This window comes from Actinomadura decatromicini, from assembly GCF_008121305.1.
Lineage (GTDB): Bacteria > Actinomycetota > Actinomycetes > Streptosporangiales > Streptosporangiaceae > Spirillospora > Spirillospora syzygii.
Genome location: NZ_VSRQ01000007.1, coordinates 269198 through 294437, shown reverse-complemented (window position 1 = coordinate 294437; position 25240 = coordinate 269198). Strand labels below are relative to the sequence as shown.

Here is a 25240-nt window from a genome sequence, read left to right as displayed (position 1 = left end):
TTGTGCCCCTCGACGGGAGGACGTGTGGCCGAAGCATCCTGGCCCGTATCGACCTACAACGGCGGCGCGGTCACTGAGGCCGAGTTCGAGCAGGAGGCCGCACACTTTACCGAGGACGGCTGGTACATGGACCCCAACGGGGTCTACCTCGACACCGCTGGCGGCCCCGTCTACGCCGACAGTTCAGGCATGACAGTAAAGGTCCGCGCCGACAAGTACGCATCCGTACGCGGGTTCGCGTACCACAGCGGCGGAACCGACGTCAGCCTGTCGATCACCCCGAACTCGTCGGGCGCTACCCGCTATGACCGAGTGGTCCTGGAACTGGACCGCTCGACGTGGGAGGTACGCGCCGCCATCGTCGAGGGGTCTCCGGGCGCGGGCGTCCCGCCGGTGACCCGCGACGAGGGCACGACCGGGGTGTGGCAGATGCCCAGCTCGGTGGTCACCGTGGGCAGCGGCGCCGCGACGATCAACGCCGGGGACGTGTACACCGACGGGCATCGGGTGGGGTCCCGGGTGCGGGCATGGCTGAAAGCCGCGGACATGCTCTACCCGAAGCTCGGCGAGATCGGCTTCGACGCCACTGCGCGTGGCTGGTTCGGGTGGGACGGCACTGCCCGCCGCACCCTGTACTCCAACTCCGGCACGGTTGCCCTGTCCTTGACGTCGGGGTGGGCGGCGGACGGAGCGAACTCTGGGCGCTGCTTGAACGGCTGGGTGGAGATCACCATGAATCTTCGCCGGACCGGCAGTGCGGTCCCTGAGGGCGGCTCGACAGTGATCACGACGTTGCCTACTTCTCTGCGGCCTGTCGATCAGCACAAGTACTGCTTCGTCCACGTCACCGGCGACAACAACGGTCGCATGGATTTCGAGACCAACGGCACGGTCAATCTGCGGCACCTGTGGCAGGGCGTCGGCACCGGTGAGTACATCCGGTTCACCTTCACCTATCTGCGCGGAGGCGACTGATGGCGCGGCACTGGTTCGGGCAGAGCCCCAGCGACTGGACGTTCTCCGTCGATGCGGGGGACGGGGTTGTCCTCGCGGGAAGCGTGACCGTCACGCTCTGGAATGCGGCGGCTGGCGGGACGCAGTACACCGACCTGTTGGACGCGGCCGGGACACCGATCACCGAGGTCGTCACGGGCGACGGCAGCACCCTCCCCAAGGGGACGATCCCGCAGTTTCAGGGCCCGGACGGCATCGGCGAGCTGTGGGCGGACGCGGGCGGCGGGATCCGCTACCGGCTGACCCCGACGGATCTGGGCGGTGATGTCGTCGAGTTGCAGTCGGCGGTCGCAGACCTCACCACAACGGTGACGGCACTGACCACGATGGTGCAGAACTCGGGCGGCATGGTCGTCTATAACGCGGCGACGTCGTCGTGGCCACAGCGCCCGGCCGGGGACTCGCGCCTGTTCCAGTGGGTCGGCCCGTCGGTGCCGACAGCAGGCACCCCGTATATGGAGGAGGGTGACCTGTGGGTCAACACCTCGGCCGCGTGATGGGCGCCTGATGCCCGCAGCGAAGGTGTATGTGCTGTCGGGCGGTCGGCTGCTGCCGCTCGCGGGTGGCCCAGCGATCATCCCGCCGACCGCGGGCAGCGGCAACGGCGGCACCCCCGGAGGCGGCGACCCAGGCACGGGCAACCGGAACGCGATGCTCGTTGGCGCGGCCGGGACGAGCCTGTCCGGCAGCGACTTCCCTGCTCTCGACCAGGCTGCCGGGCCTTTCACCGTCCGCCGGTCTTACGACACCGCGCTCCCGGCAACATTTGCTGCGAGCGTCGCAGGCATTGACGTCAACAAGCGGGCATCCGTGTGGAGCTGCAAGCCGGACCTCGGGCAGCTCGCCGCCGGGACGCTGGACTCTGCGATCCGCGCGTTCGTGCAGTCGATCCCGGACACACACGTGTGCTGGTTGACCTGCTGGCATGAGCCGGACGGCAAGATTCGTAAGAGCCAGTTCACCCTCGCGCAATACCTTCCGGCGTTCCGGCGTTTCTGCCAGGTCGTGAAGTCGGTGGGCAAGGCGCACGTCTACACCACGCAGATCCTGGAGGCGTGGTCCGGGCAGCAGCCGAAGGCGGGCAGTACCTACTCCGACCTCTGGCCGGGCGCGGGCTATGTGGACTGCTACGGTGTGGACGGCTACTCCAACACCGGCAGCGGCTCCACGCTGTGGAAACCGGCCGTCGACTTCGCGACGAGCAAGGGCATCCCGTGGGGGATCGCTGAGGTCGGGTGTGCAACGACAGCGGACACTGCCTGGATGCAGGCTCAGGCGGATTACGCAGGGGCGACGTCGGCGGGCGGCGGGCGCAGCAGGGCGGCCTATTTCTGCTGGTTCTCCAACTCCACGGGCGGCGTGCTCCCTACGCCGGGGAGCGACCCGTCGATGCAGGCGAAGGCGAAGACGATTTCGCAGGCGTACTTCACCGACGTCAACGCCTACCTGCTATGAGTCGCTGAGCCGCTTCTCCAGGCGGCTCAAGTGGTGCGCCATCACCGCCTCCTGGTGCTCCTCTTCGGGCAAGCAGCGCTCGTGTGTGGCGGTCACGGTGCCGCTGTTGTGGTCCGTGACGAACGCCTCCCCGCCCACGGGCCGCCCGCACTCGTTGCAGGTCAGCGCCGACTCGGAATCGGCGGACGCGAAGACCCGAACGTGCGGCAGCCCTGTGTCGACCCAAGCGGTTCCCGGCGTGGCATCCATGCCGTCCAGTATGCGCCCCTGCCCTGAAAGGAGCCTGTCCCTTGACGATCGCTTTCCGGGCGGCCACGTCCACCACCCCTACCTCCGGATCGGCAACGATCACGATCCCCGGATCCATCCAGGCCGGGGACCTCATGTGCATCGCAGGCGGCTTGAACAACGGCGGCGACCCCGCCAAAGACTGGACGACGCCGTCTGGCTGGACCCTCAAGGACGGCCGCGACGTCAGCAACCTCTACGCCGCCCTTTACCTGCGCGTCGCACAGCCAGGGGATCAGGGATCCACCGTCACGCTCCCCACCTCGGCGCTCGGCAAGAGCGGTGTCGGCTTCGCCTCCTGGTCAGGCGGCGACCCGTCCGCCTCGGTCGACGACTGGGACGTCCGCGTCGAGAACGTCAGCGCCGCCTCGCACGCGACCCCGGCTGTCGACACGACCGGCACCAACCGGCAGATCGTCATCATCGGTGTCCAGTCCGACTCGGCCGTGCAGTCCTGGAACACCCCGTCCGGGTACACCAAGCAGCTAGACGTGATCGACAACGTCAACACCAGCGGCCACGTCACCGTCACGATCCAGGACAAGCCCGCGCCCACAGTAGGCAGCTACGGTGGAGAGTCCCTCGTCGCCGGGGCCGCCTCCGTCAAGGCCGTGACGTGGACGCTGGCGATCACCCCGGCGAGCAGCACGCAGACTGCTCGGCCTGCGTCCGATGTCTCCTCCAGCCTCGCCACGGCCATCCCCGCCCTGGGTGCGGGTGAGAGCCTCGCCACCCGGCTCGCCGCGAACGCGGACACCTCGTGCGTTGAGGTCCAGAACGGCGGCTACACCGAGGAGAAGTTCTCCGCGCTCGTCGACCCGCTGTCGAGCTCCGGCCACACGATCCGCTACCGGCAGCAGTTTGTCGCCGGTGCCACTGCCGCCACGGTCCTGGTCGAGGTTCGCGAGGGCGGCACCGTCCGCGCGTCCTGGACGGACACCCTCTCGGGCACCTTCACCGCGTTCTCGCACACGCTGACGAGCACGCAGGCGAATTCGATCGTCGATTACACCGACCTGCGGGTGCGGTTCACCCCGACGGTGAGCTGATCCGATGGCGCACCTCGGCACCATCGGCACTGCGACGCTGTCCACCACGAGCAGCAGCATCACCATCACGCTGTCGGCGGGCGCGCCCGTCGGCTCGACGGTCCTGCTCGGCATCGCCTGGGACGCGGCGGCGGGCGGTGTGCCCACGATCGCGTCGGTGACGGACTCGCGCGGCAACTCCTGGAGCACCACGCCGGACATGTCGGTCGCTGCGGGCACGACGGTTGCCGTCGGCGGCCTGCGTGCGCGGGTCACGACGGCGCTGCTGACCGGCGACACGATCACCGTCACGATCTCCGGCGCCGCCCGCGGCCGGTGGGCGGCGCAGGCCGACGCGCACAGCGAGGTCAACACCACGCCGTTGGATAAGACGGCCAGCAACGCGCCTGGCTCCTCGGCCAGCCTGTCGACGGGCGTCACGGCTGCGACCACCCAGGCGAACGAACTGGTGGTCGCCGTCTTCGCTTTCGGCAGCGGCCGGACCGTCACTGTCCCGAGCGGATGGGCCGCCGGTCCGAAGGTCGAGACGACCGCAGGCAGCGGCGACCGGGCGCTGCTCGTCGCTCACCGCTATGTCTCCGCGACCGGGACGCAGGAGGGCACGCTCGGCCTGTCCTCAGCCAGCACGTACGCGGCGGCGGTCGCGACCTACAAGTACACGCCGTCCGGTCCGCCAGCGGTGCGGATCTCGCAGGTGTCGTTCGAGGTGCCGAACCCAAGCGACGCGCCTCTGGTCAGGATCTCGCAGGTCGCCTTCGAGGTACCAGCGGCGACGGTCGGCGCGGTGCGCATTGCACAGGTGTCGCTGGAGGTACCGGCGGCGCCAGGGCAGCGCCCTCCGACAGGGATCAAGGTGTTGTCCGACGGTGTGCTGCAGGAGGCCGGCCTGTCCGTCGCCACACAGGGAGAGGTGTAGGCGAGGTCTTGAACGGGACACCGCTAACCGATGTTGATGTCCAGCGGTTCGCCGCCGCTCCGATCCGAGAGAGAACGAGGTGAGCGCGTGTGGCGTGGCCGGGACTGGGTGAAGGTCGTGCGAGACCTGGCGTTGATCGTGCTGCCCAGCACCGCGTTTGTGTGGGAGGCGCTGAAGGACAAGCCGTCCGTGGAGCTGCTGCTGCTCTACATGGCCCTGATCTCATTCCCCGGACTCAGCGGCGCGTGGTTCTTGGCCAGGCATGGCGGTGGCGGCACCGGGTCACTGCCACCGCCGCCTCCGGAGCAGCCACCTTCTCCGCTGCCGCCTTCATCATCGTCCACTGCGTCGTGAAGGGATGAGCGTGCTGACGCAGACGGGCGCGTTCCGGGCGTGGTGGTCACTAGTGATCGTGTTGGTCGTGGCGGTGTTCATCGCGGGCAGCAGCGTGTTCTACACCAACCGCGAGCAGCGGCAGTCAGACCAGCGGTGGTGCGCGCTGCTGGCTTCGCTGGATCAGCCGCAGGCGCCGGCGACGACGGAGCGGGGTCGCGTGATCCAAGCGCAGATCCATGAGCTCCGTGTTGATCTGGGCTGCGTCTGATGCCACTCGTCGCGAGAGGAGCAGCAGTGGCCGGTCCCATCTACGGTGTCGACGTCGCGTCGTATCAGGGCAACCCGAACTGGGCGTCGGTGTTCCACGCCGGGATCCGATTCGCGTTCTCCAAGGTCACACAGTCCACGAACTACACCAACCCGACGTGGGCCCATAACCGGGCGGGGATGCTCGCGCTCGGCGACGGTTTCCTCCCGGGCGCGTACCACTTCCTGCACGGCGGGAACGGCGCGGCGCAGGCCCGGTTCTTCTTGTCCAAGGCAGGGGATGTGTCGAGGTTCGCCGTCGCGTTGGATGTGGAAGCGTCCGGCGCGGACGCCGCGACGGCGCGGGAGTGGGTGAAGGAGTTCAAGGCCAGGACCGGTGGGCACCCGGTGATCGGCTACTACCCGCGCTGGTACTGGGAACAGACCGGACGCCCCGATCTGAGCTTCTTCGACACGATCTGGCAGTCCCACTACGTCACCGGCTCCGGCTCACCAGCGGCGCTGTACGGCAAGGCGCCCTCGACGTGGTGGTCGACGTTCGGCGGTGAGCCGATCAGCATCCTGCAGTTCTCATCCAGCGGCACCGTGTCCGGCATCTCCGGGCAGTGCGACGTCAACGCCTACCGCGGCACGCTCGATCAGTTGAGGGCGCTGGCCCTCGGGGAGGAAGACATGGCGCTCACCAAGACCGACGCTGAGGTGGTCTGGCAGACCGATGGGATCCTCGACAACCCGACGGGCGACAAGACGAATCCGAAGGTGCGCGCGGCGTGGCTGCTGACTGACACCAACCAGCAGATCCGGAACGTGGCGCTGATGGTCGCGGCGCTGGGCAAGCAGGTGCCGGACGTGGATGAGGACGCGATCGTGCGTGGAGTGCTCGCGGGTCTGGCGCCGGCGGCGATCGCTGCAGCGGTTGTGACGGCGCTGCCCGCGGACCTCGCGCGGCAGGTCGTGGACGAGATCCAGGGCCGCCTCGCCGAGTAGCCTCGCTGGTCGCGGGGGATTGTCGGTGTCGCCCGGTATCTTGGGATGATCCCCTCGAAAGCTCCCACGGCCCGCGCACGGGCCGCTCTTTGGAAGGCCCCTCCGATCACCCTCGACGATGTCATGCACCGGTTCGCTGCCCTGTCCGACATGGAGCAGCCTGCCGAGCACGCGCATGTGCGAGGGACGTGTCTCGCGATCGGAATGGAGTGGGTGGTTCGCCTACCAGCCGGTAAGGCGAAAGACGCCGCGTTGGAACGCCTTGCTGAGGCCGCGGAGTTGGCGTGCGCGGCGTACGACCTCGCCGTCGACTGACCCGTATGACACGGCGCAACAAGTAGCGGCCTATCAATTGGCCGTCAAATGCGCTGACCTGCGGTTCTAAACAAACCGGCTCCTGACTTGAAGTCGGCCATCAAGATCTCAAGTGCCCGGCCTTCAGGCCGGGCTTTCACGTTTTGGGGGCCACGTTGCCCGTCACGTTTCAGGGTGGTCGGCTCGCGCCGGTCCGCACCAAGCCGCGGCTGAAGCTGCGTCCGTTCCTCACTGCGGCGCCCGCGCCGCTGGCGTCGGTGGACTGGTATTCCAAGGTCACCGGCTGGCCGATGTTCTTGAACGACGAGATCGGCGACTGCACCGCCGCGATGGTCAGCCACAACATCCAGAACACGAGCACGTACGGCGACGGCGAGACCGTGACCGTGACGGACGACGACGTCCTCGCGGCGTACTCGCGGGTGTCGGGCTACCGCCCCGGCCGTCCGGACACGGACCGCGGCGCGGTCCTCCAGGACGTGTACGCCGACTGGCGCAAGACCGGCATCGCTGGGCACAAGGCGCTCGCGTTCGCCGAGGTTGAGCCGTCTGACGTCGCCGAGGTGAAGACCGCTATCCACACGTTCGGCGCGGTCGGCGTCGGGATGACCGTGACCGAGCGACTCATGGACGACTTCAACGCCGGGCTCGGCTGGACCCGCACCGGCGGGCGGTCCCTCGGCGGGCACGCGGTCGTCGCGGTCGGCTACGACGCGGACGGCCTGGACGTTGTGACGTGGGGCCAGGTCATCCGCATGTCCTGGGCAGTGTGGCGCCGGGCCGTGGACGAGGCGTGGATCGCCGTCGTCCCCGAATGGATCAACGACACGACCAACCTGTCGCCGCTCGGGGTGGACCTATACGGGCTCGGTGAGGCGATGAGCGCGCTCACCGGTGATGCCAATCCCTTTCGACCCGACCCCGACTCGGGGCCCGTCCCTCCTGGACCGGCTCCTCGCCCTGATGAAGCAGATGTGGCGCTGGCTCGCTCGATGAGGCAGTGGCTCCAGACCCGGGATCTCTAACCGCGGGTCCTCTAACCAGCGCGGCCTGCCGCCCGGCGGGCCCCTTTCAGCATGCCGGGAGGTATGCCCCATGAAGATCCTCGGGTTCCGAGCCGAGCCTGCCGTGATTGCCTACGTGGTCAACGCTGCTGTCGCTCTTCTCGTGTCGTTCGGGCTGCCGTTCTCTGACGGGCAGGTCGACGCCGTCACCGTGATCACTACGGCGCTCGCAGCGGCAGTGACTGCGGTGATGACTCGCCCGATCGTGGTGTCCACGCTGACCGGGGCGCTGGCTTCGGTGATGGCCGCGCTCGCCGCGTTCAAGCTGGATTTCTCTCCTGAGCAGATCGGTCAGAGTGTCGCGTTCGCGAGCATCGTGCTGGCGCTGCTGCTGCGGCAGAACGTGACGCCCGCTCCGGCGGTGAAAGCGGGCTCGTCGTAGTAGGCCCGACCGGCATGCGAACGCCCTGTCTCCTTCGCTTCGGCGAATGGAGGCAGGGCGTTTTTGTCGTGTTTGCGGAACCACGGGTGTCGCCCCGCTGCTGCTCCCGCTCTGGTCGTTGTGAACCCTGTAGAGCCGATGAGGATCTGCTCTGGGACGGCGGGGCAAGCCGGGCGGTGAGTTGCGAACCCTCGTAGGGGCGATGAGGACGAGGTAGCGCGGTGGCCCGACCACGGGCACAACCTGTTACGAACCCTCGCAGGAGAGGATGGCACCGGGGTCATGCCTAGCGTTCTCGCAGTTGCGAACCCCTGCAGGGACGAGGAGACCTGGAAGAGGATCTCGCGTCCACTCGGCAGCCCCACGTCTTCATAGCGGCGGCAGTCTTTCACCGTGTTATCCACAGGTTGGCGCTCGGCCGTGCTGAGCACAGGTCGCCGTCTACCGTGCCAGTCATGGACATCTTCGCGCCTCTTGCCCTGCTCAGCCGCACTCTTGCTGGATTATCTCGAATGTCTGTTCTAGCCTCGCGGTCTATGGCGCATCACCAAGACCCGGACCGGCTAATCACGGCGAGTCTGTTCGCTGTAGCGACTCGGCACGGAGGGCGGACGCCCACCGAAGACGAGCGGAAGAAGAGGGTCGCGGAGCTGCGGGAGATCGCGACCGTCCGGGCAAAGCCACGGCGTGGCTCGCTGCATCCTCCGGCCGAGGAGTTCCGGGTCGATCTGCTCGGTGAGGTCGCCGGGATCCTGATCGGGTTTGCGCCTGACTCGCACCCCGAGCATCACCTGATCGCTGCGGACCTTCTCCGCGAGGCAGGTGCGGACGAGGACGTGGTGCAGCAGTGGATCCCGGTTGGTCGGGAGCGGCGGGAAGGTGGCGGGCCCGCGTTTAGTCGGGCCGAGTCGATCGGGTTCGTCGCCTCACCTAGGCACTGGCCCTGAGCAGATCGCCTCTTGTCATTGGCGCGGCGCTGGCTGAAGATGTGGGCCCCGGCCGGGTCGAAGCTGGCACTGCCGTGACCCGGCCGGGGCGTTACCACGGGACCGTTCCGGTCCCACGGAGGGCGCGGGGACGCCCCCACACTTTGTGCTGAGGGGATGCGTGACCGGGCTGCAGGGCGGCTTCGCGCCCGGCCACGCACCCTCCCCCCCAGGGGTGGACGCGCCCCGAGCAGGGTGCTGCACGGGGTGTGAGGCGCGTCCACGCTCACAGGCCAACCTCCCGGTCGACCTCGAACCACAGGCACGTTCCACGCTCGTCGGCGTCGGATTTCCACCGCGGGGCGAGCGCATTGATGATCGCGAGCCCGCGCCCGTGATCGACACGGCCAGCGATGATGAATCCTGGGCCGTGGTCACGGACCTCCACTCGCAGGGCCTTTTCGGTCACGATGACCGTGACGAGGGCGCCGCCGAGACCATGGATGAGCGCGTTGGCCATCGCCTCGGACACCATCAGCTCGACGTCGTCTGCTGCGTCGGCGCTGACGACGGAGGCGGCGAAGTTCCGGATCTTGCGGCGGGCGGCGGGGACCTTCGCGGCCGAGGTGATCTGTAGGGGAGCGATCGCGAGGTCCATGGTGGTGGTCACGTCGACGGGTGGTCGTCGCGGTGTGCCGTCGAAGCCCGGTCCGTAACCACCGAGGATCACCACCTGTGAGTGGACGTGTCGTGCAAGCAGTCTCTACCGTAATCATTACGGAATGCAAGGAATCATTAGCGATGACCTTGGCTGATTACGGCCATCTATCTCCGCAGTAACGACCAGCACAGGAACACTGGAACCATGACATCCCCGCCATACATCCCGTCCGTCAGAGCCCGCAGCCTTGGACGCCGACTCCGAGAAGCCCGCGAGGCCGCTGACATCCGAGTCGGCGCCGCCGCAGCCAGCCTCGGCTGGAGCCAAGGCAAGGTCTCCCACATCGAATCCGGCCGCAATCGCCCCTCCGAGCGCGACGTCGAATTGCTCCTCGACCTCTACGGGGTTCGGCGCCCGCAGCGCGACGAACTCCTCGCACTCGCACGCGAGGTCGACCGGCGCGGCTGGTGGAACGACTACACCGACGTCCTTCACGGCCCTTACGTCGCGCTCGAAGATGCCGCCCACACCGTGCTCGGCTGGGCGCCGCAGGTCGTTCCTGGCCTGCTCCAGACCCCGGAGTATGCGACTGAGATCATGCGGATCGCGCACACCGATGATGAGGATGTCGAACGCCGGGTGCGCGCGCGGGTCCAACGCCAGTTGCTCCTGACTCGTCCGAGCAGCCCAGCGAGTCTGCACGTCGTGCTCAGCGAGCAGATCCTCCACAACCCTGTCGGCGGCCCGGATGTGATGCGTGACCAGTTGTACCGGCTCGTCAGCGAGGCACACCGCCCGAACGTGACACTTCAGATCCTGGAGACCGCGTCCGGTGCGCACGCCGGGCTCGAAGGCATGTTCATCGTGTTGAAATTCCCCGCCCCTGACCCGGACGTTGCCTACGTGGAGGGTGTCCACGGCGTGGTTTATCTGGAAAGTCCCCAAACAGTCGCGGACTGTAATGTGAGGTTCGAGTCCCTGCATAAGCAGGCACTCGACAGCGATGCGTCCGCTGAGCTGATCAAGGCGGTCGCTCGATCCATGTGAGGTCCAGTCCATGTCCAGTCCAGACTTGTCCCACGCTCAATGGCGCAAGAGCATCCACAGCAAGGACGCCGACACGTGCGTCGAAGTCGCCCGTAACCTTCCCGGCGTCGTCGCGGTCCGGGACTCGGAAGACCCCGCAGGCTCGGCGCTGGTGTTCACTCCGGCAGAGTGGCGAGCCTTCCTCGACGCCGCGCGCTGATCTGAAGAGGAGGGGCCCCCGACCACGGTGATGGCCGGGGGCCTCTCTGTGCCCTGTCCAGTCCAAGGAGGGCACGCTGTACCTAGGATCCTAGGCGGTGAGGACTCTAGGCTGAGAGGTGTCTGGGCCTCCATACGGTGCCCCACATGCAACGGAGCATCGACTTCACATCTGACCGGGCCAGATATCGGCAACTTGCTGACATTCTCCGAGGGCGGATCGTCGCGGGGGAGTGGGAGCCTGGCCGGAATCTACCCAGTGAAGCCGACCTTGGCCACGAGTACGAGACCAGCCTGGCCACCGTCCGCCGTGCTCTGGCGGTACTCCGCATTGAGGGCCACGTCGAATCCGTGCGGGGCATGCCGTGGAGGGTCCGCGAGCGCGGGGAGGCGATCGTGGTGAAGCTCAAAGCAGGCGACAGAATTCGCGCTAGGTCGGCAAGCAAGGACGACCAAGAGCGGTACGGCTACCTGGAGGGGACCCTCCTGTTGGTGGTGTCCCATGAGGGGGACCCGGATCGGGTGTTCCCTGCCGATGAGGTCGAGGGGGAGGTTCCAGGCGAGGAGTGACGCCTGGCTCTCCGGTCGGGCTCCTTATGTGCACGAGGAGTCCGACTGAGTCAAGGGCCGCCTGGTAGCGCGACCTGCTGTCCACTATTGACGAGTCAAGCAACATCCGTGCACGTGCAGGACACGCTCCCACTCCGATTGACTTTTTGCAAGACTCAAAACCCGGTCTTGTGTGGGGTTATAACCTGCACCAGACTGAAGATCGCAGCAGGAAAAGACCTACGATTCGGGGCCCCGCCATGAGAACCAGCCCCGTCGGACGACGCCGCCACCTAAGCCGTGAGCTCCTACGACTCCGCGAGAGCACAGGCCAGACCGCCGACCAGGTCGCCCGCGCACTCGGGTGGACGCCGTCCAGCTTGACGCACATCGAGCGCAACGACTGGAAGCTCCCCAAGCTTCACCTGGTCGAGCAGCTCCTCGACGCGTACGGCGTCACCGAAGACGCCGAACCCCAGCGCCGCGCCGAACTCCTCACCTACGCAGAGGAGGGTAGGAACCGGGGGTGGTGGGAGAGGCACAAGCTAAAGCTGAGCGAAGCCGAATCGATCTACATCGGCCTTGAGCAGGAGGCGTCCCTGATCCGGATCGTGGCGCCCGTGCAGATCCCGGCGCTTCTCCAGGCACCCGACTACGCGCGGGCGCTGCACCAAGACCCCGCGCGGGGCGAGGCCGCAGCGGCGATGGGGACCGAGCGGCAGCGGCTCCTCCAAGAGCCAGACCCGCTCACCATGTGGGCGGTCGTCGGAGAGGGAGTGCTGTGGCAGCAGGTCGGCGGCCCCGACGTACACGCCGCGCAACTCGACCACCTAGCCAAACTCGCCTCCTCACCGAATGTGCGCCTGTCGATTTACCCGTTCGAGGCCCGCAGGCCCCTCCCGCCGGGGTTCGCTCACCTCAGTTTCGAGAACGTGATCGACCCCGAGGTCGTCTACATCCCCTCCGCCGGCGGCGAGACCTGGAGAGAGGACCCCAACCAGGTGACGCCCTTCGTCAACCTGTGGGAGGCGATCCTGCCATCAGCGTTGCCGGTCAAAGAGTCCCGGCGCCGCCTCGCCGAGATCGCGGCAAAGGCCCACTAGAGGCGCAGCACGGCACCGAGCAGCGCCATCGGCGGCTCCGGGACGCGCTCGTCAGGGCGCCATTCATGCACCGGGACGAGCCCCGGGTCCATCATCAACCCGCGGGGCACGGCGTTCAGGATCCGCTCGATCTCGTCACGCGACCGTACGTACTGGTACTCCGAAGCGTTCCGGAACACCGCATCCACCGCGGCGAGGGCCTCCGGTGACGCGCCTTCCGTGGTGGCGTGGGAGATTGCGACGTACCCGCCTGGGCTGAGCGGCCCGGTCAACCGCGCGACCAGGTCGGCGGGGTCATCGTTGCCGCCGACGAAATGCAGCACGGCCGCGATGATCAGCCCAACAGGTTGGGACAGGTCGATCAGCCGGTCGACCTCGGCCGTGGCCATGATCGTGTTCGGGGCGCGGACATCGGCCAGGACGAACGCCGTCTGCCCGGCCTGGTCCGTGTCGTCCAGGAGCGCCCTGGCGTGCACGTGGACACTCGGATCATTGTCGACGTACACCACGCGCGCGTCCGGGTGGTGCCGCTGCGCGACCTGGTGGACGTTCTCCGCAGTCGGTAGGCCCGAACCGATGTCGATGAACTGCCGGATGCCCTGCTCGCACATGTAGCGGACGACGCGCTTCAACCACGCCCGGTTGTAGACGGCGGTCTCCCTGAGCCCCGGCACGACTGCGAGCGCGGCGGCGCCCGCTTCTCGGTCGACCTGGTAGTTGTCGCGTCCACCGAGAGCCCAGTCGTACAGGCGGGCGGGGGAGGGGCGGGTGGTGTCGACTCCGGGGGGTGGGGTGGCGTCGGGCATGCACACGATCGTGACATGCCGCAGAGTGCCCGATCAATGACCTTATGCGGTCATGGCAGGTCGAACGGCCAAGAGCGGTGCCCCAGAGAAAGTCTCCGAGGCCCCACCTCCTCACGCCGCAGCCTGCTCCTCCCACGGCCAAGCAGCGTTCCGCCCAGCCTCCAGGAGCGGGATAAGCCGGAACGTCGCGTCGGTCATGCCGCCCAGCTCATGGCGGTTGTCTGAGCCGGACGGGATCGCGCCGTGCTTGTAACCGGCGAGGTTAAAGGCGTACATGGGCACGTGCTTCGGGGCCGCAGAGGTGACGGGCCCGGCCCAGCCTCCGCCGAAAGTCTGCATGTCGGACAGGATGATCACCCGGTCGTGCCCGGTGTAGGTCGCTCGGACCGACTCGGCGATCTGCGTGCCATGCCCGACCTCGCCGATCCGCCCACAGAACCGATCGACCTCCTTCAGCACGGACGCGCTGCGTCGGACGGCGTGACGGAAGGTGCCGGTGGCGAAGCCGTGGAGGTCGACGTCGTTGCCGCGAGCGGCGAGGGCGACGCCGAACAGGGCGGCCATCTGCGCGTACGTCATCTTCGACCGCTCCGAGACGCCCACGGAACTCATCGACGCCGAGGTGTCGACCAGGACGAGGGTGCGGCCCAGGAACGCCGGGACGTTCGCCGTGGCCGCCGTGAGCGCCTTGTCGAGGGCGTGGCCCCAGCGCAGCGACGGCGCCGCCAGGTACGCGGAGAAGAACCGGAACGGGAACTGCCGCGACCGCGCGACCTCATCCGGATCCGCCAGCCTCGCCGCGACACGCTCCGCGACCTCGTCGGAGACCCCCGCCTCGTCGAAGTTCCTCAGGTTCCGCAGCAGCGCCATGTACCCCATGGACGGGATGACCGCCTCCCACGCCGCGGAGTCCATCGGCCCCTGGAGCCAGCCCGCGAGGGCCTCCCAGGTGATGCCCGCCGCGCGCAGCCGCTCCGGGCCGTCCGCGGCGAGCAGCACGCCGCGGCGCTCGGCGACGGGCACCGCCATGAGCGTCTCGCGGGCCAGCAGCATCGGCAGCGCAGGCTCGCTGTCGCGGCCGTGACGCCGGTCGAGCGCGTGCTCGAACAGGGCACCCTGCCACGGCTTGTCCGCCGCCGGCGCCGGGTGGACGAGGTCGATCACGTCACCGAACCGGAATCCCTTGGTGGCTGTGTCGTACTTCAGCAGGGACCGCTCGTTGTAGAGCCGCTGCACAGCGTCCGCGATGCCGCGCTTCACCGGCTTCGGCACCGCGCGACCGTAGGTCGAGGTCCAGTAGGCGAGCGCCTCGCCAGGCTCGTCGGCGCGCTGCAGCACGTTCGCGACGAGCTGCCGGTTACCACCGGACAGGCCCGCGGCCAGCCGCGCCCGGACGGCCTCCAGCGCCGCGACGACGGGCGCCGAGCGCATGTTCGCCTCGCTCCGCAGCCACGGCAGGAACTCGGACATCCACTCGACGTCGTCGACGGCGACCTGGTGGACGAGGTCACGGAAACGGGCGTCCCGGTCGACGGCCTTCTCGTAGAAGTTGTCCTCGCCGACCATGTTCGCGACCGCGAGGAGGAAGAGTTCCGAGCGGGCGTCAGAGCGGGCGTAGCCGGGTGCACCCTCGTACGTCCGTCCGGACGGGACCTGCTCGGTCTTCACAGGGCTGAATGCCGCGGGACGGGTGCCGGTCTGGTTGAACTTGGCCATATGCGAAAAGCTCCTCTCGCAGGGGGGAGAGGAGCCTCACTGTTCGCGGTGGCGCCCGAGATCAGAAGTCGGCGACGGTCGACACGTTCATTGCTCTGCCGAACTGAGCTACACCGCCCGAAGACGGTGGTGGGATTTGAACCCACGACCCATGAATTAACAAGGAAGGAGCCGTTGCCTTCGCACCGGGCACCCGCGATGTATGTGCTCCTCCCGAGATCAAGTCGGCGTACGGGGATGCCCCCAACATGGGCGTCGCGAGCGGAAGCCTGACGGCGGCCCGCGACAGGAATCGAACCTGCGAAGTACCCGTTATCGCCTACGCACCGGGAGGTGCGTATTCAGTTGTGTTCAGAGGACGCGCCCGAGATCAAAGGTCGGCGAAGGAAACGTAAGCGACTTAGGCCACTCGTCCACACCAGCGTGAGCTGGCGGCGGGATTCGAACCCGCGTCTCTCCTTTTGCAGAGGAAGTAGCCCTCACCTATCGCACCGGGCGCGCTCTGAAGTTGTCGTGCCTCCCGAGATCAGAGACAGCCTCGGGTTGGGTTTCTGGGTGAAAGAAGTAACCCGTGGCCTTCGCACCGGGAGGTACTAGCTCGGAAGGTAACCCATCCCCGGCAAGTACGCATCTTGATATTGGCGGGGGCCTACTGCCGTGCGGCTTTCCGCAGTGCTTCCTTCGCGTCGAACCGGTTCTCCACCGTCTCCCAGAACGGATGCCCCTGCAACGCGACGACGACCTCCAGGCGCTTCGCACGCGCCTCGTTCAACGCGGCCTGCTGCTCGGCGATGGCGTCCACGTTCCCCTCCACGATCTCGACACCGGAGGGGATCGACGCTGAGATCTCCTGGCAGCGCCGCTCAGCCCGGTCGAAGTCGCGCTGGAGTTGGAGCAGGTCGTCGGGGAACGTGTAGTCAGCCACGGAACGATCATGCCACTAGGCAACCAGCTGCAGGTCAGCAGGGGTCGGGGGCTAGACGAACCTAGACGCCGGTATAAATGGGTAATCATCGGGCTCCAGACCGCCGCGCCAAAGAGCGCGAACCCGATCTACAAGATCGTCGGGTGCTGTTCCGATCGGCGCTGGGAGGTGTTCAGAGGCGACCAGCGCCGCCACGATCGCCTGAAACATCGGAGCGGTCGAGCCTGTCCACCGCGTGAAATCTGGGGTGGTAATGGTTGGGAACGCCCCCTGCGCCCGCGCAACGACGCGGTCGAGGTCGCGAAGCTGCCAAGCACTCCTCCTCTTCAGCAGAGCCGTCAGCACGTCACATGAGGTACCGGCCGGAAGCCCCAGTTGACTGTCGATGGAGGCAGCGAGGTCGGGGCCGAGGATGTTGTCGAGGGCTTCGGGGGCCAGCTTCAGGAGAAGCTCGACGATCCCAGGGGTTAGCAGGTCGCCTCGCTGCAACACCTCGATAAACCCCCTAACCTCTGCGCCCAGGACATCGGGCATTTCGAAGCCAGGGTGGTGAGCCGCGGTCAGCGCGACCAAACCGGTCGATGGCCGCATGACGCGGTCGTAGTCGTCCAGCACCGAGAGCGGCCCCATGCGACCATCGGACCGGAGCAGGAGAACGGTGAGCGCTTCGCGCACTGAAGGATCATCGGAAACCCAGTCGATAAAGTCCTGCCCCGACGCATCCATGCCAGCGCGTTCAGCAAGCGCTGCCCACGGACCGACCGCCACCATTCCCCACGGCACCAGCGCGAGATAGCGGGGAGCCACGTTCAGGTCGGTCCAGCGGTTGGCGAATACAGAGTGCACACGCCCAGCGAGCACCGTGTCAAAGCTCTTATCGGCCGCGGACCGTAGACGTCCCCACCTTGCCTGAGTGGATCGCCAGAGTTCTTCGCCTGCGGTTTCGCGCATCAGCATCAGGTGGGTGCTCCTGCTGAGCTTGCGGTCGCCGCATGAAGAATCGAACGCCTCATCTGGAGCGTTCATGATCTGCAGCATGGAGCCGTAGGCCGTCCGAGCCGCCTCGTTGAGTGGGATCGGCGTGATATCGCCTGGGGGGAGAGGCCCGCCCACGGCGTTGCGGACTTGGTGCGCGGCGTGCTCCCAAGCCGCGCGGTGGCGCTCCTGCCGAGCGAGCTGACGCTGATGCTCGATGTGCTTCCTGGCGGTGGCGGTGGCGGACTCGTTCAGGAGCTTTTCGCCCGCGATCAGGCGCCGAGTGATCTCAGCTCGTTCAGCCTCCTGGAGATCGCGTGCGGCGACTCCTTCGGTGATGGCCTCGATTCGAGGTATAACATCCGATGCGGAGAGTTCATCGACCCATGCCTTCACCCGCGGGACGCGGCTCTTCAGATGCCCTTGCAAGCGGGTTTTCAGCGGCCTGGTGGTGGCCCCGATGTAGCGGACGGCGTTGGTCCGCGGGTCGACGAGCGCGTAGACGGTTCCAGTCGCCTCGTTTGCCACGCGGTCACTCCTCGGTGTCGTCATCCGCCAGGGGCGGGGTAGCAGCCTGCGGCCCAGGGAAGTCCAGGCTGTCCACGGCTTCGCGTTTGACGCGCTCTGGTCGCCGATCGTAGGACGCGGTAGTGACAGGAGAGGCGTGCCCGACGAGCGCCTGCACCGTAGCCAGGTCCACGCCCTTGTCGAGTAGGTCACCGATGAAGGTGTGGCGGAAGTCGTGGGTGGACAGTGGCGGTAGCCCTGCGCGGGCGCGAACTCGGGCGACCACCATTCCGATCGCGCGCTTGGACATTGAGTCCGAACGCACATGGCCCCACCGGTCGACCGGGCGGAACATCGGACCGCGGCGCGCCCCGAGCAACGCCAGCCAGGCGTTGAGGTGGGGGAGTACCTGCGGATGGATGTACACGGTGCGTTCTTTGTTGCCCTTGCCGATGATGCGGAGCGCCCGGGCGCCAGCGTCGTAGCGCTCAAGCAGGATGTTCGCGACCTCTTCGCGTCGCGCGCCCGTGCACCAAAGGACAGAGATCAGAGCGGCATCGCGAACCCCTGACGCTCCATCAACGTTCGCGCACACGCGCAGCATCGAGAACAGTTCGTCCGAGTCGAGACTCCGGCCAGCTTTCTCCCGCTTAGCCTCTACGTTCTTGATTCGGGCAGCCGCGTCGTACTCGTCTGCTGTCATCAGGCCGAGGAACTTGCACTCTTCAAGGACCCGGCGAAGCGCCGACAGGTGCTTATTGACGTTGCTGGGTGACCAGCCCCTTGCTACCAGTAGGGCGCGGATACGTGAGGTGTGCTCATATCGCAGGAGCCACCAGGAACGCCCTGCGCCGGTCACCGGTGGGTGGTCTCGGGGGAGCGGCCCGCCGATCTCCGCCTCAAGAATCATTAATGCGATCCGGTCGAGGCACCTCGTCATGGTGGTCTTGGACTCGGGACTGTCGAGCGAGTCTTTGTAAGCCACGTAGGGGTCGGCGGTTCCCTTCGGAGGCCCGGTGATCGTGAGTAGGCGGGCCACCGGAAGACCTTCGGTGCCGTGGGGGACAAGTTCGGTCACGATTCGGCGACCTCGATTTCTATCGTCAAGTTCCCGGAATCCGCATTCTGTGAGCCCATACCTGCCGCCGTCCTAGCTGGACTTCGGCGGGTACTGGCGATGCGTACGCCAGCCCTCATCTGAGAGGCGGTAGACACCTTCTCTCCCTCCGCGGTCTCCCCGGACAGGTTTAACGATGAGGCCCGAGGCGATCAGCGGATCCAAGTAGCGCACTTGAACTGCGGTCAGGTTGGACGGGTACCACTGGTACTCGGCGGTGTCTCGCGCCTCCCCTCGCAAGATCGCGGATAGGTCGGTGTCAGGTCCGGCGTGGTAGACGAGGGTGCCGTGACAGTGGAGTTCGCCTGCGGCTGCCATCGCCAGGAGGCGCCGCTGCGTCGGATTGGGGTGCCCCGAGAAGGGATCGACCCAGTCGATCAATGGCTTGCGGGTGACGTCGGCGGCGATCCACTTCTCCTGGTACTCCATCGCGGAGTGTCGGCATGCTTGGCGGCCTGTGTGGAACGTGACGGGCGGCCCCGCAGGCAGGAACAGATTTTCCCCTGGGAACAGGATGACGCTCTGCCGGTTGGTGGTCATCTCCCGGCAGGACCAGCAAGCGCCCTCGGGAATGGACATGAGGTCTCTGGCGCGGCGTGAAGCGTGGACCGCGGCCCACTGCTCGCGGAGCCGTCGGCAGGGCACAGGTTCACCGCATTCCGCGCAGACGGCGTGGTGGGCGGGCAGGACTCGCCAGGAGCGCTGCTCGTCGCCCTCGAAGTGCTCGTCTGGGCCGGTGCGGTGCTCGGGGCGGAGCGTCCAATGCCAGAGGCCCTGACCGTCTTCGTTGCCGGGCGGGCTCACGGACACCACCCGGTAGACGCGGTCGTTATGAGCGATGAGACGGTTCTCAGGTGGCGCAATCGAGTAGATCGTCCTCTCGCTGAGTTGGTTCTGCGTGAAGCGATCGCTCATGCTCTATTCTCTCATTTTCGCAGGTCAGATGCAGGAAAAGTGCTGCCGTGAATTCCCAATCCCTAAGTTTCGTCGGTGCCACGGTCACGCTCCTCGGCCCGTGCGATCTCGTCCTTGACGATGTCATCCATTGCGTCCGGGAACATCGCGGCCAGGCGCCGGTAGGAACGCCAGATGATCGCGAACTGGCGGGCGTTGTGCTCGATCTCTGCGAGGTGGAGGGCGTGGTCGATCTCCTTGCGGAGTTGCGCAGGGACCTCGTGCTCGGGTTGGGATTGGCCGTTCTGCTGCTCACCTTGGGGCGCGCCAGACCCGGGGGTCTGAGTGCCGGCTTCCGGGTGTAGGCGGCGGGTAGCTTTCGCTTCTGCCTGGGCGGCCTGGCGGGAGAGCTGCTGCGATGCCCAGACCGTGAACGCGACGAGGACGAGGAACGCCACCACCAGGACGGCAATCGTGATCCATACGAGTACGACCATGGTTCCTCCTCGGCCGGTTTTCTGGCGGCGCGTGCTTCGGTGAGTACGGTGTAACAGCCAGTCATGCGCCGTCCACCGGGTCAGTCCTTTCCGGCGATGATGGCTGCGGTGATGGCGCACCATGCGATGTGCCAAGCCTGGTCAAGGTGCGCCGCGCCGGTGGCGGTGCGCATGTAGTCGTCCTTGCCGAACCGGCGGAGGGCGCGGCAGAGGACGGGCATGACGCCGTTGTCGCGGCGGTCGATGGCGTAGTGGGACACGGCGTTCACCGCGAGGCCGAGCACGGCACGGCGGACGTTGAGCTGCTCCCCGGTGGCGAGGCTGGCGCCGGCGAGGAACGCGGCCTGCGTGGCAGTGAGCGTGGCTACGTGGGTGGCGCAGGCACGTCGCCCGTCACGGCCAGGCTTACCCTTCACCTCCGCAGCCCTTGCCGTTTGAGCCCAGTAGTCGCCCACCATGTGGCCTGCGTGGAGAGCCGCGTACACGCCGCCGAGGCGTCCGAGGGTCACCGAGTCACCTCGTGTACTGGCACGCTCCCGGTGTGGCCCTCGGCCGAGTGTTTGCGTGCGGCGTTCGACGCGGCATGCAGCGTCGTGTAGTTGACGCCGGCGTGCGGGTCGGGGCCGCCGCGGCGGAAGGTGTCCAGGCATTCGCCGCACCGCCAGGCGAACCCATGACGGAGCGGGTTCCCGAACACGAGCGGCGCCTCTCCCACCGTGATCTGACCGGGGCCGGGTTCGGCTACGGCGTAGATGGCGTGGTCTGCGCCGGCCTTCGCGGCGGCGTCCATCCACAGTTTGCGGGCCTTGCCCGGGTCGTCTGCCCGGATGGCGTGGACGACGGTCTCAGCCCATGGCGGGGCGGTGCTGCGGGTGTAGGTGGAGATGTCGGTCATCGGGTTGGCTTTCGTCTCGGTGATCTAGGTCTGGTGGTCCGTGAGGCGCTCGACCACCCAGTGGTCGAGCGCCAGGACGCAGTACCAGGCGCGGTCAGGCGGCGGTGATCGCCGCGACCTGGTCAGCAGGCAGCGCGAGCCGGGCGAGAAGTTCCGCCGCAGTGTTCGGGTGCTCGCGCTCCAACTGCTGGAACAGGGCGCGGGCGCGGGCGTCGTCGCGTAGGCGGACGGCGGTTCCCAGGTCGGCGAGCAGGCGGTCACGGGACAAGACGTTCTCCTTCTGGTTCAGGCCGCGGCTCGGTGGCCGGGCCGGGTGTTGGTGTCGGTGAGGTCGAACAGCCGCTTGTAGCCCGCGACGGTGAGTTGGTAGCGGACACCGCCGTTCACGATCTGTGCGAGCAACCCGTTCCGGACGTGGACCTCGATCTGGTTCTTCACCAGGTCAGCGGTCAGTCCAGTCGCGTCGGCGATCTGACGGCATGTGGCTGAGACCTGGGCGGCGCGGAGGATGCCGCGGTCGACGGCGTCCCAGGAGCCAGGGCTGGCGGTGGGAGAGGGCATGAGGGGTCCTTCCTAGTCAGGCGGCGGCCTGGTAGCGGCCGTACCGGGGTTGGGTCAGATGTCCGGAGGCGACGAGTTCCTTGAGGAGGTCCGCGCACTGGCGGTGCTTGAGTCCGGTCGCGGCCTCGATCTCTTTGGGGCGGGTGGCGCCGGCGGCGACGGCCTGGACGACCGCGAGACGGGACCCGGTGAGCTCGGACAGGGGGCCGCGCGGGGCGAGCGGTGCCGTGGACTCCAGGTCTGCAGGGACGAGCGCGCGCGGGAACTCGATGAGTTTGCCCATCTCCCCCACGGACGCCCGCGCGGGCGTTGGCTGCGGGGCGCGCAGGTCCTCGGGCAGGGCCCCGGACCGCAGCGCCTCCACCCGCGTGGCTGACGCTGCACGGCCCGACGAGGTGGAGGTGTGCCGGTCCCGGTACGCCGTCCCAGCAGCGAGCGTCGCGGTGACCGCGAGAGTGTCCAGCCGCGGCTGAGGCTGCCGCGCAAGCCACTGCTCCGCGAGATCCTTCCGGCCTTCTGGCGTGGTGTTGCGGTTCCGGAACGGGGCGGTACGGGTACCGGTCTGGGGGCTGCCTTGCACGTAGCAGTAACCCGGGATGTTCGGGAGAGTCTGCGGGTCGACGTCCAAGCCCGGCATGAGCTGCCCTGCGGAGTTGGACGTGGTGTGCAGGACGATGGTGTTCCCCGCCATCACGTTCATACGGAGGGCTTCCTCGCTCCCGAACGTCTTCACCCCGGGGTACTGCGACAGGCAGAGCAGAGCGACCCCAACCTTGCGGCCTTCCCGGGCTATCCGGGTCCACAGCGGCGTCCACGTTGGCTGATCGAACGGGTCGTGGCATTCCTCCACCACGATCAGCAGGCCGGGGCGATCCGGTGAGGGGGTGAACCCGGTCCATCCCTCGATCGAGTTCTCCTCGCCGCGGGCGTCCAAGATTGCGACGGCTGCGTTCGCCATGTCTCCGGCGTCTCGCAGGGTGCCGAACCAGTCGGCGTGCTTGGCCAGGGCCGGGGATGAGGCGCCGCCCTGCGGGTCGAGATACCAGTAGACGGTGTCACCGCCAGACAGCGCGGAGATGACCTTGTTCTCCGCGACGCGGGACTTACCGCTGCCCGTTTCACCGATGATGACGGTGGACCACATCGACCCTTCGGTGTACAGCCGGGTCTGTGCCTCACCAGATCCGTCCGCCCACGGGCCAAGTCCGATCAGCCCGCCGTCACGGCGGGGCCCGTCGAAGTCCACGTTGCCGGTGACCGGCGATCGTGTGACCACCTGAAATCGGCAGCGCGACGGAAAGGACTTGCCGGTCACAGGGTCGGGTGGCGCGGACTCGGCGATGAGGTGCTCTAGCGGTTCCTCCAGCCCGGTGGAGATCATCGGGAGCGCGGCGACGACGCTCCGCAGGGATTGCTTACCGCGGGCGAGCTGCGCTGTGAAGGCGTAGCCGTGCTCGGTCGGCATCGGCAGCGTGAGCGCGGACCCGGGCAGCGCACAGCCTTGTCCGCCGATGTACGCAGCCCAGTCGCTGATGATCTGGGTGGCTCTATTGACCGGTTCCACTTCGGGTTCCTCCACGTTCGGTTCCTGGGGGGCGGGGTAGCCGAGGCGGACGTGCTGCCACCACCGCGCGGCGAGCGCGACCTCGACGGTGCCGAGCACGGCGAGGTCGCCGGCGCCGATGCCGTACGGGGCGAGGGTGAGCCAGCCCGCGGCGAACAGGCCGCCGAGCAGGACGCGGTGGCCGAGGCGGCGACGATGCCGCTTGGTGGCTTTCACCGCTGCGAAGGCGGATGGGAACGCGAGCCCGGCGAGGATGGTGGCCATACCGGGGGCGCTGACCGCGCCGGCGGCTGTGATGGCCTGTGAGGCGAAACCTCCGCCTGCTACGCCTCCGGCGATGAGGTGAGGTAGGAGAGGGCGGCGGCAGCGCCACGCGGTGGCGTGGAGGCTGCGTTGGAGGCGGGCGCCGACGCTCTCGGGCGCCCAGTCCCCGTGCTCCTGGTCGGCACCGTCCTCCGCGTCGTCGACGACATCGTCGACCTGGGGGACGGTGTCGGGAGTCTCGCGCTTGGGCGGGTCCACCTTGACGAACATCGCCTTGCTCCTCGGCTGAGTCTTGGGTGCGGGGTCTCCGGGGATGTGGCGTCGGGTGAGGCGCCCGTACGAGACGGGCGCCCGGACTCGACGTCAATCCCGCGCTACTCCTGCATTTGGAAGCTCTTGTCGCCAGCTTCGGGCGCGGCCTGGTAGGCGTCCTTGACGTTGACCTGACGCATCAGCGCGGAGTGCATGCCGAGGAAGTCGGCCTGCGCCCTCTGCAGCGACTCCTCTGCGTGGTGCAGACGGGTGATCGCTTCACCCGAAACCCCGCCCCCGGTGAGGGTCGCGCGGCTCGTCTCGCATGACACCGCACCCGCGGCGCACTGCTGGGCCATGCTCTGCGCGTATTGAAGGGCGGCGGCGAGGTTGGTGGTTTCTCCGGACTCGGACACGATGTCCTCCCTGGTGAGTGGTGGAGTGGCACCCTTGCTGCGCCACTCGGCGAGACTGGTGACAGTGCCGGTGGCGCCGTCGGGGTGGTCTGGAGCCGAGGGGACCTCGGTCTCGGGTGCGGGCTGTGTGGAGGCCCGGGCACGGACGACGTGCGTGTCGCTCTCGAAGGCCCGATCCGCGGTCTCCTGCTGGTCGCGGGTGGCTTGGAGACAGTCGGTGCAGGCGTTGACGTTGGCGCCTTCGTCGCCGGGACAGCTGAAGCAGGCGGCGTTGCGGAGGTCGGCCGGGTCTTTCAGGAATCCGCAGGCGTGGCAGCGCCGCCGAGTGTCCTTGGAGGTCTCCGCATCATCCGCGGCCTTGTCTGCGGTGGGCTCGGCGGGGGCGGTACGGCAGGTCCGGCAGAGCGGGTCACCGGACAGCGCGTACCCGGCGACCTCGGACTGCCCGATCTCGCGCTGGCAGCCACCGCACGTGAAGACCGGTTCGGTCGCCGGGCTGGCGACGCGGTCGTTGATCTCCCGCGCCTCGGCCTCCACAGCGTCGGCGTCGGCCTCAGCCCACTGGGCGCGGCGGCGTTCCGCAGCACGTTGCGCGAGCCGCGCCCGGCGCTCGTCCCCCGCGGCGCAGGCGTCCGCCCAGGCGTTCAACAGCAGGCGTCGGCCCGGCCCGTCGCCCTTGGCGCGTTTGGCCTGCTTGCGCTTCCACCGCTCCTGCTCGCGCCGGTACGAAGGCGGGTCCTCCCCGCGCGCCTTCCACGCCACATCCTGGGCGACGTTCTTGGTGAACTTCCCCGCGATGTACAGCGCGATGATCAGCGCGAAGAACGGGTCCATCACGCGCCGCCGATCTGACTGACGAGCATCGCGACCTGGCTAGTGACGGACTGGACGGCACCGCCGCCGGTCTCACCGAGCGTTCCGCCCACAACCAACGCCAGCAGCGTCGGCATGAAGAACGCTGAGAACTGAGCGCCGCCGTCCGCGCGCCTGTCCTGCGCGATGTCGACGACGGCGATCAGCACCGCCAGCAACGTCACCGCGATCACGAACCCAGCGCGGATGCCCGGCTCCCCGGTGATCCTCGCGAGACCGCCGCCAGCCCAGGAAGACACGATCGTGGCGATCCACCGTCCAGCGAACGTGTACGCGAGCCCACACCCGGCGATCCATGCCAGGGCCATCGTGGCGATCGAAACCATGGTCGCCAGGCCAGGGCGCTTGGGGCTGACCTTCCGGTTGATGACCCACCACACGGCGGCGGTGGGCAGTAGCACGACCCATCCCATCGGGTCTC

31 protein-coding genes and 1 tRNA gene are annotated in these 25240 nt (G+C 67.7%); 15 read left to right on the top strand and 17 right to left on the bottom strand.

The features are described from left to right. The first annotated feature begins 24 nt into the window (after window positions 1-24). The 3 genes from FXF68_RS31195 to FXF68_RS31185 are packed head-to-tail and all read left to right on the top strand — an operon-like array spanning window position 25 to window position 2469. The gene (locus FXF68_RS31195) at window positions 25-975 is read left to right on the top strand and encodes a hypothetical protein (protein WP_148765529.1); all 951 of its coding nucleotides are present in this window, start codon (window positions 25-27) and stop codon (window positions 973-975) included. Beyond that, a complete protein-coding gene (locus tag FXF68_RS31190) occupies window positions 975-1511 on the top strand; it encodes a hypothetical protein (RefSeq protein ID WP_148765527.1) in 537 nt (178 codons plus the stop codon). The genes FXF68_RS31195 and FXF68_RS31190 overlap by 1 nt, the downstream gene beginning before the upstream one ends. 10 nt (window positions 1512-1521) lie before the next feature. After that, entirely contained in the window at window positions 1522-2469 is a 948-nt protein-coding gene (locus tag FXF68_RS31185) for a glycoside hydrolase family 26 protein (RefSeq protein WP_148765525.1), read from the top strand. Here FXF68_RS31185 and FXF68_RS31180 read toward each other — a convergent pair. Further along, entirely contained in the window at window positions 2464-2718 is a 255-nt protein-coding gene (locus tag FXF68_RS31180; RefSeq protein ID WP_148765523.1) for a hypothetical protein, read from the bottom strand. The genes FXF68_RS31185 and FXF68_RS31180 overlap by 6 nt on opposite strands. Window positions 2719-2759: 41 nt before the next feature. Here FXF68_RS31180 and FXF68_RS31175 point away from each other — a divergent pair, with 41 nt between their 5' ends. From FXF68_RS31175 to FXF68_RS31140, 8 genes are all read left to right on the top strand, one after another. Further along, the gene (locus tag FXF68_RS31175) at window positions 2760-3806 is read left to right on the top strand and encodes a hypothetical protein (RefSeq protein ID WP_148765521.1); all 1047 of its coding nucleotides are present in this window, start codon (window positions 2760-2762) and stop codon (window positions 3804-3806) included. A 4-nt stretch (window positions 3807-3810) separates the two neighbouring features. Continuing rightward, window positions 3811-4722, top strand: a complete 912-nt coding sequence (locus FXF68_RS31170) for a hypothetical protein (RefSeq protein ID WP_148765519.1) — start codon at window positions 3811-3813, stop codon at window positions 4720-4722. A 117-nt stretch (window positions 4723-4839) separates the two neighbouring features. After that, a complete protein-coding gene (locus FXF68_RS31165) occupies window positions 4840-5076 on the top strand; it encodes a hypothetical protein (protein WP_148765517.1) in 237 nt (78 codons plus the stop codon). Between the two features lie 4 nt (window positions 5077-5080). Then, window positions 5081-5326 (top strand): hypothetical protein, encoded by a 246-nt coding sequence (locus tag FXF68_RS31160; protein ID WP_148765515.1) that lies wholly within the window; start codon window positions 5081-5083, stop codon window positions 5324-5326. A gap of 26 nt (window positions 5327-5352) precedes the next feature. Continuing rightward, window positions 5353-6312, top strand: coding sequence for a glycoside hydrolase family 25 protein (locus FXF68_RS31155; protein WP_187438185.1), 960 nt, complete (start codon window positions 5353-5355; stop codon window positions 6310-6312). A 470-nt stretch (window positions 6313-6782) separates the two neighbouring features. Beyond that, the gene (locus tag FXF68_RS31150) at window positions 6783-7652 is read left to right on the top strand and encodes a C1 family peptidase (RefSeq protein WP_148765511.1); all 870 of its coding nucleotides are present in this window, start codon (window positions 6783-6785) and stop codon (window positions 7650-7652) included. Window positions 7653-7722: 70 nt separating this feature from the next. Beyond that, window positions 7723-8073 carry a hypothetical protein gene (locus FXF68_RS31145; protein ID WP_148765509.1) on the top strand — a complete coding sequence of 117 codons (351 nt, stop codon included), beginning with the start codon at window positions 7723-7725 and terminating at the stop codon, window positions 8071-8073. Window positions 8074-8528: 455 nt separating this feature from the next. Beyond that, on the top strand, window positions 8529-9020 hold the full coding sequence (locus tag FXF68_RS31140; RefSeq protein WP_148765507.1) for a hypothetical protein: 492 nt from the start codon (window positions 8529-8531) through the stop codon (window positions 9018-9020). 265 nt (window positions 9021-9285) lie between these two features. On the opposite strand, the gene FXF68_RS31135 is transcribed toward FXF68_RS31140, so the two are convergent. Beyond that, a complete protein-coding gene (locus FXF68_RS31135) occupies window positions 9286-9729 on the bottom strand; it encodes an ATP-binding protein (protein WP_246179048.1) in 444 nt (147 codons plus the stop codon). A 135-nt stretch (window positions 9730-9864) separates the two neighbouring features. On the opposite strand from FXF68_RS31135, the gene FXF68_RS31130 reads away from it, so the two are divergent. The 4 genes from FXF68_RS31130 (at window position 9865) to FXF68_RS31115 (ending at window position 12557) form a co-directional block, all read left to right on the top strand. Then, a complete protein-coding gene (locus FXF68_RS31130; RefSeq protein ID WP_148765505.1) occupies window positions 9865-10707 on the top strand; it encodes a helix-turn-helix domain-containing protein in 843 nt (280 codons plus the stop codon). 10 nt (window positions 10708-10717) lie between these two features. After that, entirely contained in the window at window positions 10718-10906 is a 189-nt protein-coding gene (locus FXF68_RS31125) for a DUF397 domain-containing protein (RefSeq protein WP_148765503.1), read from the top strand. A 146-nt stretch (window positions 10907-11052) separates the two neighbouring features. Beyond that, entirely contained in the window at window positions 11053-11475 is a 423-nt protein-coding gene (locus FXF68_RS31120; RefSeq protein ID WP_148765501.1) for a GntR family transcriptional regulator, read from the top strand. Window positions 11476-11714: 239 nt separating this feature from the next. Next, window positions 11715-12557, top strand: coding sequence for a helix-turn-helix domain-containing protein (locus FXF68_RS31115; RefSeq protein ID WP_148765499.1), 843 nt, complete (start codon window positions 11715-11717; stop codon window positions 12555-12557). Here FXF68_RS31115 and FXF68_RS31110 read toward each other — a convergent pair. The 15 genes from FXF68_RS31110 to FXF68_RS31050 form a co-directional block, all read right to left on the bottom strand. Continuing rightward, complete coding sequence (locus tag FXF68_RS31110) at window positions 12554-13363, bottom strand: SAM-dependent methyltransferase (protein WP_148765497.1); 810 nt, start codon at window positions 13361-13363, stop codon at window positions 12554-12556. The two genes, FXF68_RS31115 and FXF68_RS31110, sit on opposite strands and share 4 nt — an antisense overlap. 111 nt (window positions 13364-13474) lie before the next feature. Next, on the bottom strand, window positions 13475-15079 hold the full coding sequence (locus tag FXF68_RS31105; protein ID WP_148765494.1) for a TROVE domain-containing protein: 1605 nt from the start codon (window positions 15077-15079) through the stop codon (window positions 13475-13477). 429 nt (window positions 15080-15508) lie between these two features. Then, window positions 15509-15572: transfer RNA gene (locus FXF68_RS31100), tRNA-OTHER, on the bottom strand. 156 nt (window positions 15573-15728) lie between these two features. Further along, window positions 15729-16004, bottom strand: a complete 276-nt coding sequence (locus FXF68_RS31095; RefSeq protein WP_148765492.1) for a hypothetical protein — start codon at window positions 16002-16004, stop codon at window positions 15729-15731. A gap of 51 nt (window positions 16005-16055) precedes the next feature. Then, a complete protein-coding gene (locus FXF68_RS31090; RefSeq protein WP_148765490.1) occupies window positions 16056-17507 on the bottom strand; it encodes a GIY-YIG nuclease family protein in 1452 nt (483 codons plus the stop codon). A gap of 4 nt (window positions 17508-17511) precedes the next feature. Then, window positions 17512-18564 (bottom strand): tyrosine-type recombinase/integrase, encoded by a 1053-nt coding sequence (locus FXF68_RS31085; RefSeq protein ID WP_246179047.1) that lies wholly within the window; start codon window positions 18562-18564, stop codon window positions 17512-17514. A gap of 72 nt (window positions 18565-18636) precedes the next feature. Then, the gene (locus tag FXF68_RS31080; RefSeq protein WP_148765488.1) at window positions 18637-19518 is read right to left on the bottom strand and encodes a hypothetical protein; all 882 of its coding nucleotides are present in this window, start codon (window positions 19516-19518) and stop codon (window positions 18637-18639) included. Between the two features lie 62 nt (window positions 19519-19580). Beyond that, on the bottom strand, window positions 19581-19994 hold the full coding sequence (locus FXF68_RS31075) for a hypothetical protein (RefSeq protein WP_148765486.1): 414 nt from the start codon (window positions 19992-19994) through the stop codon (window positions 19581-19583). Between the two features lie 80 nt (window positions 19995-20074). After that, a complete protein-coding gene (locus tag FXF68_RS31070) occupies window positions 20075-20503 on the bottom strand; it encodes a DUF3307 domain-containing protein (protein ID WP_187438184.1) in 429 nt (142 codons plus the stop codon). Then, on the bottom strand, window positions 20500-20889 hold the full coding sequence (locus tag FXF68_RS42665) for a hypothetical protein (protein WP_187438183.1): 390 nt from the start codon (window positions 20887-20889) through the stop codon (window positions 20500-20502). Before FXF68_RS42665 ends, FXF68_RS31070 begins: the two co-directional genes overlap by 4 nt. A gap of 94 nt (window positions 20890-20983) precedes the next feature. Continuing rightward, entirely contained in the window at window positions 20984-21157 is a 174-nt protein-coding gene (locus tag FXF68_RS42660) for a hypothetical protein (RefSeq protein ID WP_187438182.1), read from the bottom strand. Window positions 21158-21174: 17 nt separating this feature from the next. Then, complete coding sequence (locus tag FXF68_RS31065) at window positions 21175-21450, bottom strand: hypothetical protein (protein ID WP_148765482.1); 276 nt, start codon at window positions 21448-21450, stop codon at window positions 21175-21177. Between the two features lie 16 nt (window positions 21451-21466). After that, window positions 21467-23548, bottom strand: a complete 2082-nt coding sequence (locus tag FXF68_RS31060) for an ATP-binding protein (protein ID WP_148765480.1) — start codon at window positions 23546-23548, stop codon at window positions 21467-21469. A 104-nt stretch (window positions 23549-23652) separates the two neighbouring features. Further along, the gene (locus FXF68_RS31055) at window positions 23653-24780 is read right to left on the bottom strand and encodes a hypothetical protein (protein ID WP_187438181.1); all 1128 of its coding nucleotides are present in this window, start codon (window positions 24778-24780) and stop codon (window positions 23653-23655) included. Beyond that, entirely contained in the window at window positions 24780-25232 is a 453-nt protein-coding gene (locus FXF68_RS31050) for a hypothetical protein (protein WP_148765476.1), read from the bottom strand. The genes FXF68_RS31055 and FXF68_RS31050 overlap by 1 nt, the downstream gene beginning before the upstream one ends. Window positions 25233-25240 lie beyond the last annotated feature (8 nt).